The following is a 12,447-nucleotide window of genomic DNA, read 5'->3' as shown; positions in this document are numbered from 1 at the left end:
CAGGATAGATTAAATGACTGCGCACTTGTCATCTCTAAATATTTAATTGAATCCATGTACGGCCCGTTAAAGCCCTGCACTGAGATCTTATTAATTTGAACTCAGTGCTTCAAGCACACTTTTTAAAATACCAATCATCTCATCAATGTGCTTTTGTTCCACAATCAGTGGCGGTACGAATCGAATAACTTGATGTCCTGCACCCACTAACAAAAGGCCTTTTTCAATGGCGCTGTTTACGATTTTACTCGTTGGTAGCGTATCATCAATTTCAATCCCTTGTATCAGGCCTTTACCCTTAACCGCTTTTATAACATCAAATTGGCTTTGTATAGTCAAAAGCTGTTCTTGTAAATACTGTCCCATTTCATTGACATTATCAAGCAAATGACGAGATTCAATTTCTCCAAGCACGTAATTTGAAGCCGCAGAGGCAAGCGCTGTACCTCCAAATGTTGAGGCATGACAGCTTGGCGTCAATTTCTGAGCCACCTTTTCGCTGACCAAAGTCGCCCCTATTGGAAAACCGCCGCCAAGACCTTTTGCACATGAGACCACATCGGGTTTAAGACCGTAATTTTGATATCCAAAATACTGACCTGTTCTGCCAATTCCAGTTTGTACCTCATCAACGATTAAAAGCAAATTCTTTTCCACACACAATTCTGAAATCGTTTTTGCAAATTCAGGTGTGATTTCAACAATGCCACCTTCACCCTGAATCACTTCTACCATAATGGCAACCGTTTGATCCCCAATTGTACTTTTTAAAGCTTCTGAATCATTAAATGGCACATACTTCACACCTGGTAACAGTGGTGAAAACGAAGCTTGATATTTCGTCTGACCTGTTAGAGCAAGGGCGCCCATGGTTCTGCCATGAAATGAGTTGCTCATAGTAATGATCTCGTACTTTTCATTTTCACCGTATATACGCGCAAATTTTAATGCCGCTTCATTGGCTTCTGCCCCACTATTGCAAAAAAAAGCTTTGTCCAATCCCGACACAGAGGTCAACGTTTGTGCCAATTTAATATTCTGTGCATTCCAATATAGATTAGAAACATGAACAAGTGATTCTGCCTGTTTTTTAAGAACCTCAGCATACTGTTTGTCGCCATGCCCCAAAAGGTTAACCGCTATACCTGCCACAAAATCCAAATAAACTTTACCTGCTGTATCTTTTAAATACAAGCCTTCACCCGATTCAAAACATATTGGAAATCTACCATAGGTATTTGCAATTGCAGAGGCACCTTGATCGATTTTTTCCATCATTTCAGTACCCTCAAAGAGCACTGTTGATTCTATCTTTTCACCATTAATTGTCTTATCCATTATACCCACCTTTATCCTCACTAAGTTTAAGCCTTTATGACTTTCGTTCCAATTCCTTCCTGAGTGAAAATTTCAAGAAGAATAGAATGTTCCAAAGTTCCATTTAAGATATGGACATTGTCCACATTTGATTGGATACAATAAGAAACTTTGGGGATCATCCCACCTGATATTACACCCTTTTCAATGAGATCAGAGGCTTCTTTGGCGTTGATTTGACTGATCAATTTATCATTTTCAAAAACGCCATCCACATCCGTTAAATAGATTAGTTTTTCCGCACACAAGGCATTTGCAATCTCTCCTGCAACTTCATCGGCATTGATATTAAGCGCTTTGCCATTAGAATCGGTGCCAATAGGAGATATGACAGGAATATAACCTGCATTTAAAAGGGTCTCAATAAGAGCCGTTTCGATACTGCAAATCTTTCCGACACGATCCATAGAAGCATTTTCGGCATCAAAGAGTTCTGCCTTTACAAGGCAGCCATCTCTACCAGATATTCCCACAGCAAGGCCATGACTAAAATTGATATCTGCCACAATCTGCTTATTGATTTTACCGGATAGCATCATTTCCACATAATCCACATTATCATCATTCGTCAATCTTATACCATTGTGAAATGTGGTCTCTTGTCCCACTTCATCTAAGAGTTTAGTGATATCATTACCGCCACCATGAACAATCACGGGCAAAATCCCCACCGATGCCAATAAACAGATGTCCATGATGACATTTTGTCTAAGCAGTGGATCTTTCATTGCACTGCCACCGTATTTTATAACGAATATCTTGCCTTTAAATTCGTGAATATAAGGCAATGCCTCTATAAGAATTCTAGCTTTATCTATATACTTTTCCATCAGGTTCTATAATCTCCATTAATTTTGACGTATTCATAACTCAAATCACAACCCCAACCCACTGCTTTGGCATGTCCTGTTCCAAGCGATAAGTGTACATAAATTTCTTTTTCCGATAGCACTTCTGATGCCAATGCTTCACTAAAAGCCACAGGTTCTCCAGCACTTAATAATTCAAGAGATCCTTTATCACTAGAGAAGGACAATCCCACTTTTAAAGGATCAAAATTGACACCTGCATAACCTGCTGCACATAATATTCTACCCCAGTTGGCATCTTCTCCAAAAAAAGCAGTTTTTACTAAACTTGAAGTTAACACGGATTTCACAATTTTCTTTGCATCTTTTGTGGACTCAGCGCCTGTCACCGTTACTTCAATGAGCTTGCTCGCACCTTCACCATCTTTAACGATGAGTTTCGCCAATGTTTGATGCACATAGAGAAACGCTTTTTTAAACGTGCTGAAATCCGGATCATCCTTTGTCAACTTTTCTGACATAGCTGCTCCATTTGCAAGTACAATAACCATATCATTTGTGCTTGTATCCCCATCTACCGAAATCATATTATAGGTATCTTCATTGATTTCGGCTAATAGAGCTTGCAAATCTTCAGCTGCCACATTTGCATCTGTAGTGACAAAAGACAACATCGTCGCCATGTTGGGATGAATCATCCCAGAACCCTTTGACATACCAGAAATTGTGATTTTTTCACCTTTGATCATCACTTCGACACAGACCTCTTTAGAAAATGTATCCGTTGTCATAATAGCTTCAGCTGCATTTTTACCACACAAGCTCTTAGATGTGATTTTGCCTGCTAATGTTTTTATGCCCTCTTCCACGACATCCATCGGCAAAGGCAACCCAATAATACCCGTTGAGGCAACAAGCACCTCTTCAGCATCACAATCCAATTTTTCGGCTACGCATTTTGCCATTTGAGCATTATCCGAGATGCCCTTTACACCTGTACAAGCGTTGGCATTGCCACTATTTATCACTACTGCATGAACAGCCTTACCTTGATGAAGTATCTCTTGATTCCATAAAACCGGTGCTGCCTTCACCTGATTCGTCGTGAAAACACCTGCTAAGTTCGCTGGTGCTTCTGTGTAAATCAGCGCCAAATCCTTCTTCTTCTTCTTTATGCCAGCATGTAACCCACCCGCTAGAAATCCTTTAGGTGTGTTAATATGACCCTTTACCTCTTTGAACATGCTACTCCTCCTTAATAATTATTCGTTTTATACACGATTTATGCATTATTATTGCATGATTATTCTAATTGATTTCAAACACCTTCGCCTCATCATTCTCAACTCCTTATACAGTTTCATACCGTATTACCAGTAGGTATTCTAAAATATTTTGATTATTTCTGATCATTATACATATCTATGAATATTTTTGCAATATTTTTTTAAAAAAATGTTGCATCTATATTAAATTAATTGTATAATCATGCGTATGAACTATTAAATTTTAAAGGAGGCGCTTATGGCGAAAAAAGTTGTTTTAGCCTACTCAGGTGGTTTAGATACCACAACAATCATCCCATGGCTAAAAGAAAATTATGATTATGAAATTATCGCCGTTTGCGTAAATGTTGGTCAAGGCATTGATGAACTCGATAATTTAGAAGCAAAAGCAATTCAATCGGGAGCATCTAAGGTCTACGTTAAAGATGTTGTTGAAGAGTTTATTGAATCTTACATTTGGCCTACACTTAAAGCAAACGCAATCTATGAAAATCAATATTTGCTCGGGACGTGTATGGCAAGGCCATTGATTGCAAAAGTCCTTGTAGATATAGCAGAATTAGAAGGTGCTGAGGCGATCTGCCACGGTGCCACAGGAAAAGGAAATGATCAAGTAAGGTTTGAGCTTGCAATTAAAGCTTTGAATCCTGACTTAAAAATAGTAGCACCTTGGAGACTTTGGGACATCAAATCTAGAGAAGATGCAATAGAATATTGCCATGCAAGAGGTATTAATTTACCTTTTACAGCTGAACAAAGTTATTCAAGAGATAAAAACATTTGGCATTTATCACATGAAGGTCTTGAAATTGAAGATCCTACTATGGAAACGGATTATAAAAAAATTCTTAAAATGTCTAATGTCCCAGAAGATGCACCTGATACGCCAGAATACCTCACCATTGATTTTGAAGCGGGTATTCCTGTTAAAGTCAACGGCGTCAGTATGAACGCACTGGAAATCATGGAAACACTTAATAAAATAGGTGGTACACATGCCATTGGGACTGTGGACTTAATAGAGAACAGAATCGTAGGCATGAAATCAAGAGGCATTTACGAAACACCAGGTGGTACGCTGCTTTATAAAGCTCACGAAGCATTGGAACACATTTGCCTTGACAGGGACACCTACAGTTTTAAATCTATTGTAGCGGAAAAGTTTGCAGATTTGCTTTACAATGGTCAGTGGTTTAGTCCACTTAGAGAAGCGCTCTCTCAATTTGTAGACAGCACTCAGGAAACCGTTACTGGTAGCGTTAAAATGAAACTCTATAAAGGCAATTGTACGCTTGCTGGCACCACATCTGCTTACGCTCTTTACAATGCTTCGATTTCCAGCTTCACAACAGGTGACTTGTACAATCATCATGATGCAGAAGGTTTCATCAATCTCTATGGTCTCCCTATGACTGTACGAGCTTTAATGAAGAGAGCAGAAGGAGAAGTTAAAAAAGCAGCATTCCCAGATCCAGATAGAGGCAATCAAGAAATCAGATAATATGAAAAACGATATAGAATATAGATATATGTTATGAAAATATGCTATAGGATTATGTGATATAATTGAAGTGAATTAAAAAATGCAGACAAGGATAAATATTTATGGACAAATTATGGAACGGTCGATTTTCTAAATCGACCGCTTTATTAACTGAAAATTTCAATGCGTCAATTGGCTTTGACTACAAGCTTTCACCTTATGACATCCTCGGCAGTTATTATCACGTTGAAATGCTTGCAAAGCAAGGTATTGTTTCCACTGATGAAGCCACTAAGGTCCAAAATGGTCTAATGGCAATTTATCATCTGATTGAAACCGATCAATTTGAGTTCAAAATATCCCAAGAAGATATTCATATGAACATCGAAGCTTATCTTATCGATATGATTGGTGAAGCTGGCAAGAAATTGCACACGGGTAGAAGTCGAAATGATCAAGTTGCACTGGATATGAAACTCTACACTAAAGATTGGCTAATCTCAATGCTGGATGCCCTAACATCTCTTATTGAGAAGATCAGTCAAATTGCCAGTGCCAATTTGGAAACCATTATGCCTGGCTTCACGCATTTACAACAAGCTCAGCCCATAACACTGGCACATCACCTTCTGGCCTATGTGGAGATGCTCAAAAGGGATTATTCTCGTTTTGAGGATGCACTGGAGAGAATGGATGAAATGCCTTTGGGTGCTGGCGCTTTAGCATCTACAAGCTATCCGATCGACAGACAATATACAATGGAAAAACTGGGATTCAAGCGCATGACATTAAACAGTCTAGATGCGGTTTCTGACAGGGATTATCTTCTGGACAGCTTAAGTGCTTCAAGTACTTTTATGATGCATTTAAGCAGACTTTGTGAAGAAATCATCTTGTGGAACTCTCAACTTTATAATTTCATTGATCTAGACGATGCATACACAACAGGTAGCAGCATCATGCCACAGAAAAAGAATCCAGATATTCATGAGCTGATCCGAGGTAAGACCGGCAGAACTTATGGTAATCTCATTCAGCTTTTAACGGTCATGAAAGGTATTCCACTTGCATATAACAAAGACATGCAAGAAGATAAAGAACTCTTTATGAGTACAGCAGAACAAATGCTTGATGTGATGGAGATTCTTGGCGAAACACTTATCACTGCTAAGTTTAATAAAGAAGTTATGTATGAGGCAACTTTAAAGGGCTACACTGAGGCCACCGATCTCGCAGATTATCTCGTCAAAAAAGGCGTCAGTTTTAGAGACAGTCACCACATTATCGGACAAATTGTAGGTTATGCTTCTAACTCAAAATTGGCACTTAAGGACATCACTTTGGAAATGTATCAGAGTTTCTCTGAGGTGTTTGACCAAGACCTATATGAAACCATTAAACTCGAGCAAATAATCGCTTCTAAAGCGCATGTGGGCGGTCCAGCACCTTCTGCGTGTACGGCGCATTTAGATCGAGTTCAGTCATGGCTTAATGCAAAAAAAGAGATGCGCAAAAATTATGTCTCCCCTATTGCACTACTCAATGCACTGAAATAGCAAGAAACTTTTAATGGCTAAAACTTAAAAGAAGGCGTCTTCTCAAAAGATCAAAAGATCACTTGAGAAGACGCCTTTTATTACATTCCATATCCCTTATTTCAAGGGAACGAGGTTGCCCTCTTCTATCTTAAAGACATTATATTCTCTCCATGCATCACCATAAGCATCTATAGAATAGAGTCCATGGAGTCCATCGTAACGAGATATCTCCAAAATTTTATCTTTAATCACCATAGGTTCTAAACTTTCAGCAGTTGACATTGCTTCAATCAACGCCTTCATAGCATCATAACTGTACACTGCTGCAAAATCAGGTTCTTCACCAAACCTTTCCATGTAGGTCGATTTAAAGTTTATATACGCTTCAGATGGCCCATTTGGGTTAATATCACTAACCACAATCATATCCTCCACATAACTAGAACCCAATTTGATCAGCTCATTCGTATTCGCCCACATAGAATTATAGAGTTGAATCTCCGGACTCATTACTTTTATTTTCTCTGCCATGCCAGCGCTTTCTCTTTCACTTGTGGCAAATAAAACAGCATCTGGTTTTAACTCTCTAACCTTGGCCATAGCAACCTCAAGTGTCTCTAATTTTTGAGGATCAATCGCCACAAGCGTTGCATCTCCGTCTGTTTTAGCCATTATTTCGGCTTTAAAATCTTGAGCCAGTTCGTCTGCAAAACCTTTATTGACATCGTCGTAGATCACCACAAATGATTTATCATTAAGTTTTACAGCTGCATCTGATAATGCAATGGCTTCATTTCTCGCTGAGCCTATAAATCGGATGTAATGATCATCCCTTCCCTCAAGGCTATCTGCACTTGCAGTAGGTCCAATGACAAGCATATCTTTACTATTGATATAATCAATAGATTTTGTCACCATGCCACTTGTAAATGGCCCAAAAACAATTTTGACATCCTCATCAACAAAAGCTTCATTTACCTTTATCGCTTTTTCATCTTGACCTTCAGTATCCTTGATTGCAAGCTCTATCTGTCGTCCATCAATGCCGCCAGATTGATTAATCTCATCAATTGCAATGTCAAGTCCATTGATACTGGAACTTGAAAGCTTAGAGTTCTCACCCGATAAAATGGCAACCACGCCAATTTTTATAGACTCTGTACGTTGGCATCCCGTGCTCATCAAGATAGCTACCATGACTAGCAAGTAGAACCCTTTCATTTTAAATCTTTTTTGCTTCATATTCATTTGCCTCTCTTCATAACTTTATTCACTTTTAAAAAATATAGAACAACACAAAAACCAGAAGATTGTAATCAATCAACTGGTTTAATAAATGGTGATCCATCCGCGACTCGAACGCGGGACACCCTGATTAAAAGTCAGATGCTCTACCGACTGAGCTAATGGACCAAGTTGGCTGGGGATACAGGATTTGAACCTGTGCATAACGGAGTCAAAGTCCGGTGCCTTACCGCTTGGCGAATCCCCAATAAATGTGGGGCGACTGATGGGGTTCGAACCCATGCATGCAGGAGCCACAATCCTGTGTCTTAACCACTTGACTACAATCGCCACGTTTACAGAGCAATATTACTCTTTTACTTCGAATGGTGCGTCCGAAGGGACTCGAACCCCTAACCCCCGCCTTAGAAGGGCGGTGCTCTATCCAGTTGAGCTACGAACGCGTCAATGGTCGGGGTGGCAGGATTTGAACCCGCGGCCCTTTGGTCCCAAACCAAATGCGCTACCAAACTGCGCTACACCCCGTCGGTCACTGACGAATTTTATTATACATGACTCTATATAAAACGTCAACACCTTTTCAAAACTTTTTTAATGTTGCATTAATCAGAAAATTACAATTACTTTACATAGATACAGACAATCTAAGCGCTTGTCATTTCAACGGATAGAATAGCCTCTATTAGAGCCATATATGATCACACAAAATACTTTCCTTATCAATGGTTACCACGCCCAAGGAAGGATGAATTCGCCCTCTTGGACTTGTGGGGCTACCAGGATTGAAAAAGACAACGCCCCCCTCTTTTTCATATAAGGCCATATGCGTATGTCCAAAGCAAACCAAATCCACTTCACTGGACTTAGCCTTAAGATAAAGAGTCGTCAAAGTGTTTTTGACATTATAGTGATGTCCATGTGTCAACAGGACGCGTTTGCCTTCTACCTCTAAGATTTGCTCTTCAGGTTCATGAGAGTTGAAATCACAATTGCCTCTCACAATGGAAATCTTTTTTTTCAACACTTTTTTTAACACCTTGCAATCCTTCGCATAATCACCTAAAAACCAAAAGGCATCCACTTCTTGATCCAGATGTATGAGCCGATCTTTGATTTGAGAAATATGACCATGAGTATCGCTGAATACGCAAATTTTCATAGCATCACCTAAATTTGTCTCTCTTTTAAAAGTGCTTTTAGCTGAATAAGTGCATTGGCTCTATGGCTTATTTTATTTTTTTCTTCAGCTGTACATTCTGCAAACGTCTTTCCAATTTCAGGAACGTAAAACAACGGATCATAGCCAAAACCACCATTGCCCTTTATTTCTGTTTCGATTATACCCGACACTTCACCCCTAGCAACAATTTTATCGCCATTTTCAAAGAGCATGGTGATTACAGTGACGAATCGAGCTGTTCTCTGCGCTCTAGAGACGCCTTCAAGTGCCTTTAACAACTTCTTATTATTATCTTCATAACTCACATGTTCTCCAGCATATCTTGCTGAATAGACGCCAGGCGCTCCGTGAAGATAGTCCACTTCAAGGCCAGAATCGTCTGCAATCGTCACCATATGTTTTAAATCCATGACAGCTTTAGCTTTAATATAAGAGTTTTCTTCAAAAGTTTCACCATCTTCTATAATCTCAAGATCTCCAAGACCCACTTCTGCCAATGTCAAAAGTTCAAAATCGAATGCACTCAATATTTTTTGAATTTCTTCAAGCTTATGCTTATTACTTGAAGCCAGTATCGCACTTTGTTTCATTATTTGATCTCCTCAATTCATTTTTTCTAATTAGCCTTAGCTCAAAAAAGAGCATTTAGTCCAAAAAGAATTTATTCTGCTGCCAAAGCTTGCGCTTGTAATGCCGTTAATGTTTTAATGCCTTTTTCACCAAGTTCTAAGAGTTCGAACATCTGAGCTTTAGTAAAGGGCTTTTCTTCGCCTGTGCCTTGTATTTCAATGAGCTCTCCTTCACCTGTCATGACGAGATTCATATCCACATGCGCTTTTGAATCCTCTTCATAACAAAGATCCAATATAACCTCAGATTCATAAATGCCCACACTGACCGCTGCTACACTGGTCTTTATCGGATTTACTTCAAGGACACTGTGATCCAAAAGCAATTGAACGGCATCATGAAGTGCCACGTAAGCTCCTGTAATAGAAGCTGTTCTCGTCCCGCCATCAGCCTGAATGACGTCACAGTCAATCCATATGGTTCTCTCTCCTAGGGCTTTCAAATCTACAATAGATCTCAATGAGCGGCCAATTAACCTTTGTATTTCTTGACTCCTGCCGTCGATGCCCTTTGTATTTCTAGACTTTCTAGAACCCGTTGATCCCGGAATCATACTGTATTCTGCAGTAACCCAACCTTGTTCAGAACCCTTTAAGAAATGGGGCACTTTTTCTTCCACGGTTGCCGTGCAAATCACTTTGGTATTCCCCATCTCCACAAGGACTGCGCCCTGTGGATGCATAATATAATTACGAGTAAATTTAACCGGTCTCAACGCATCGTTTTTTCTTGAATCTATTCTCAAAATTTTGCCTCCTATTTTAAAAACTGTTTAATACCTTCTACCATCGCCTTTGCCGCTTTTTCAAGGTATGCTGTGGTCATCATCTTATCCTGCTCTTCTGGATTACTGATAAAGCCAAGCTCACACAAAACGGACGGCATTTTGGTCTCTCTGATGACAACTAAATTAGGTCGCAACACAATGCCTCTATTCTTAGCGCCCAGTGTAGAAACCAATTGTTTTTGAATGAGTTCTGCGAGCCCTTTTCCACCACTTGGATTTTCAGACGCGTAGAGCACCTCAACCCCTGAGGCAACTGAATTCGTCGTTGCATTGATGTGAACACTCACAAATAAATCTGCATTTAGGTCATTTGCAATGTCAGCACGGTCATATAAGCCAATGTATTCATCGGTTGATCTCGTCATATAAACTTTGAATCCCAGCGATTTTAACTGATTCTCAAGTAAAAGTGTCGCCTTAAGAGCCAAGTCCTTTTCCTTTGCCTTCGTGCCAACAGCACCTGAATCGTGACCACCATGTCCTGCATCGAGTACAATCAACATATCCTTGTAAATTGAGTTTTGAATTGCAGTGTTTGAAAAGACAAAAGCAATTTTGCCCTCTTCATTAAGTTGTTGGTAAGTTGTATTTGGCGACAGCGTAATGTTCATTTGATATTTGTCATCCAGAGCTTTCATATCTATCGATTCTATAAGTTGATCTCGAATCGGGTATTCAAAAGCAGATAAATCCGTAAGCTCTTTTGGAATTTCAACTCTGATCATGCGGTTTTCTTTATTATAGGCAACATCATAGTCACCATATTTCAATAGCCTTACATCCACAGTGGATCGAGCGTTATTGAGCTTAACATAATCGAAGTTATTAAGTGGATTTTGACTGACAAACACCATGATTTTAGTGCCCTCATTTTCCACATAGATATCATCATAAGTCACCTTTTCATTGAGTTCAACAATGACTCTTGAAACCTTGTCATTTGAAGTATAAAAATCTGAATCCTTGTAACGACTGGTATCCAACTGACTATACCCCAAAGAATTAATTTTACCTTGATTAACAGGAACCACTTGCATTTGTCCCTCATTGATCTTCATATAGCTGTTGATGACATCCACTATAATCTGTTGTCCCACAACATTGATATTATAAATTGGATTCTCGCTGGTATTGATAACAACAGTGTCCGTTGAAAAGAATTTTTCGACAGATACCTTATTAACCGTATTGGCCAGCTGAATCACCATTTCTTGCGTCGTTTCATCATAAAAAATATTATGGCCTTTTTTTTCATCTAAATAGACCACAATCCGTGTCGTCGGTGGATTGGAAGATTGACTGCTAATCTCTACTTTGTCTATGCCAAAGATCCCATCAGGCACATCGTAAGTTCCAATACCATCTTTTAACAACGATTTATCGGTCAGATCAAACTTCGTATTTTGAAGATCGACGATAATTTTATCTTGTGCGCCAACATCTGTCCCGGAAATATTAAAGCTTGTGGCCACAACTTCACCGGTCACTTTCATTCTGATCTCTGGAAATTGCTTCATATAATCCAAATAGATATTGTTTAATGTTTGGACTGGTCTGTTGATGGCAACGGTTCTTGTCCCCGCTATCCAGTTTGTATCTAACCCAAGTTGCTCACTGATGAACTTCACAGGGACATATGTTTTCGTCATCCCATCATATTGAAGCAATATCGGGGGAATGCCATCCGGCAACTTCGTTTTCTTCCCATTTACTGTGGCATAAGCATTGCCAATCTGCATAACGATTGTCTTTTCCGAGCTCACAATGGTCACTTCTTGCGTTTCTTGTTTCCAAGAAATCTGAGCCCCGAGTTTTTCCGTGATAAAACTGATGGGCACAATGGTTCTGGTACTGCCATTCTTCTCATAGATAATGGCTGGCACATCCGTAATGACGTCTTCACCAGCGAACATAAGATTCACGGGATAATATGCGCCAGATGTGCCCGTAATCGGATCAACCAAGTTAACTTGGTCCGATTCAAAATATTTATTGGCAAATGCAAGTGGCATTGTGCTACTCAGAATAGCGATAATCAACATGAGAATGCTCATCTTTTTTAAGTTCAAATTACATGCTTTTTTCATCCGTACTTTACCTCTCATTTTCATT

General features: G+C 39.4%; 10 protein-coding genes and 5 tRNA genes. 2 read left to right on the top strand and 13 right to left on the bottom strand.

What is annotated here, in order from left to right; genetic code table 11:
• Positions 1–90 precede the first annotated feature (90 nt).
• The 3 genes from ISU02_RS19285 to argJ are packed head-to-tail and all read right to left on the bottom strand — an operon-like array spanning position 91 to position 3,430.
• Complete coding sequence (locus ISU02_RS19285; protein ID WP_228727890.1) at positions 91–1,338, bottom strand: aspartate aminotransferase family protein; 1,248 nt, start codon at positions 1,336–1,338, stop codon at positions 91–93.
• 26 nt (positions 1,339–1,364) lie between these two features.
• Complete coding sequence (argB, locus tag ISU02_RS19280; RefSeq protein WP_194703484.1) at positions 1,365–2,207, bottom strand: acetylglutamate kinase; 843 nt, start codon at positions 2,205–2,207, stop codon at positions 1,365–1,367.
• Entirely contained in the window at positions 2,207–3,430 is a 1,224-nt protein-coding gene (gene argJ, locus ISU02_RS19275) for a bifunctional ornithine acetyltransferase/N-acetylglutamate synthase (RefSeq protein ID WP_194703483.1), read from the bottom strand. The genes argB and argJ overlap by 1 nt, the downstream gene beginning before the upstream one ends.
• Before the next feature lie 280 nt (positions 3,431–3,710).
• Between argJ and ISU02_RS19270 the strand changes: the two genes are divergently transcribed.
• Entirely contained in the window at positions 3,711–4,973 is a 1,263-nt protein-coding gene (locus tag ISU02_RS19270; protein WP_194703482.1) for an argininosuccinate synthase, read from the top strand.
• Between the two features lie 104 nt (positions 4,974–5,077).
• Entirely contained in the window at positions 5,078–6,511 is a 1,434-nt protein-coding gene (argH, locus tag ISU02_RS19265; protein ID WP_194703481.1) for an argininosuccinate lyase, read from the top strand.
• A gap of 96 nt (positions 6,512–6,607) precedes the next feature.
• On the opposite strand, the gene ISU02_RS19260 is transcribed toward argH, so the two are convergent.
• From ISU02_RS19260 to ISU02_RS19215, 10 genes are all read right to left on the bottom strand, one after another.
• Positions 6,608–7,735, bottom strand: a complete 1,128-nt coding sequence (locus ISU02_RS19260; protein ID WP_194703480.1) for an ABC transporter substrate-binding protein — start codon at positions 7,733–7,735, stop codon at positions 6,608–6,610.
• A gap of 95 nt (positions 7,736–7,830) precedes the next feature.
• Positions 7,831–7,906 (bottom strand) — tRNA-Lys (locus ISU02_RS19255).
• 4 nt (positions 7,907–7,910) lie between these two features.
• Positions 7,911–7,985, bottom strand: a tRNA-Gln gene (locus ISU02_RS19250).
• 7 nt (positions 7,986–7,992) lie between these two features.
• A tRNA-His gene (locus ISU02_RS19245) sits at positions 7,993–8,068 on the bottom strand.
• A 36-nt stretch (positions 8,069–8,104) separates the two neighbouring features.
• Positions 8,105–8,181 (bottom strand) — tRNA-Arg (locus ISU02_RS19240).
• A gap of 5 nt (positions 8,182–8,186) precedes the next feature.
• Positions 8,187–8,263, bottom strand: a tRNA-Pro gene (locus tag ISU02_RS19235).
• A 157-nt stretch (positions 8,264–8,420) separates the two neighbouring features.
• Positions 8,421–8,897, bottom strand: coding sequence for a metallophosphoesterase family protein (locus ISU02_RS19230; protein ID WP_194703479.1), 477 nt, complete (start codon positions 8,895–8,897; stop codon positions 8,421–8,423).
• 8 nt (positions 8,898–8,905) lie between these two features.
• On the bottom strand, positions 8,906–9,508 hold the full coding sequence (locus ISU02_RS19225) for an XTP/dITP diphosphatase (RefSeq protein WP_194703478.1): 603 nt from the start codon (positions 9,506–9,508) through the stop codon (positions 8,906–8,908).
• Positions 9,509–9,579: 71 nt separating this feature from the next.
• The gene (rph, locus tag ISU02_RS19220) at positions 9,580–10,293 is read right to left on the bottom strand and encodes a ribonuclease PH (RefSeq protein ID WP_194703477.1); all 714 of its coding nucleotides are present in this window, start codon (positions 10,291–10,293) and stop codon (positions 9,580–9,582) included.
• 11 nt (positions 10,294–10,304) lie between these two features.
• Positions 10,305–12,422 (bottom strand): N-acetylmuramoyl-L-alanine amidase, encoded by a 2,118-nt coding sequence (locus ISU02_RS19215; RefSeq protein WP_207736424.1) that lies wholly within the window; start codon positions 12,420–12,422, stop codon positions 10,305–10,307.
• Positions 12,423–12,447 lie beyond the last annotated feature (25 nt).

The sequence above is a fragment of the Fusibacter ferrireducens genome (assembly GCF_015352425.1).
Classification (GTDB): domain Bacteria; phylum Bacillota; class Clostridia; order Peptostreptococcales; family Acidaminobacteraceae; genus Fusibacter_A; species Fusibacter_A ferrireducens.
Note: the sequence above shows the minus strand (reverse complement) of the source record. Positions and strands in the feature narration are given on the sequence as shown.

Bases quoted from the DNA above. Each gene is read 5' to 3' on its own strand.
- ISU02_RS19270 (WP_194703482.1), top strand. From the start codon at position 3,711: ATGGCGAAAAAAGTTGTTTTAGCCTACTCAGGTGGTTTAGATACCACA.
- ISU02_RS19230 (WP_194703479.1), bottom strand. From the start codon at position 8,897: ATGAAAATTTGCGTATTCAGCGATACTCATGGTCATATTTCTCAAATC.
- ISU02_RS19260 (WP_194703480.1), bottom strand. From the start codon at position 7,735: ATGAAGCAAAAAAGATTTAAAATGAAAGGGTTCTACTTGCTAGTCATG.
- ISU02_RS19225 (WP_194703478.1), bottom strand. From the start codon at position 9,508: ATGAAACAAAGTGCGATACTGGCTTCAAGTAATAAGCATAAGCTTGAA.
- ISU02_RS19285 (WP_228727890.1), bottom strand. From the start codon at position 1,338: ATGGATAAGACAATTAATGGTGAAAAGATAGAATCAACAGTGCTCTTT.
- argH (WP_194703481.1), top strand. From the start codon at position 5,078: ATGGACAAATTATGGAACGGTCGATTTTCTAAATCGACCGCTTTATTA.
- argB (WP_194703484.1), bottom strand. From the start codon at position 2,207: ATGGAAAAGTATATAGATAAAGCTAGAATTCTTATAGAGGCATTGCCT.
- argJ (WP_194703483.1), bottom strand. From the start codon at position 3,430: ATGTTCAAAGAGGTAAAGGGTCATATTAACACACCTAAAGGATTTCTA.
- ISU02_RS19215 (WP_207736424.1), bottom strand. From the start codon at position 12,422: ATGAAAAAAGCATGTAATTTGAACTTAAAAAAGATGAGCATTCTCATG.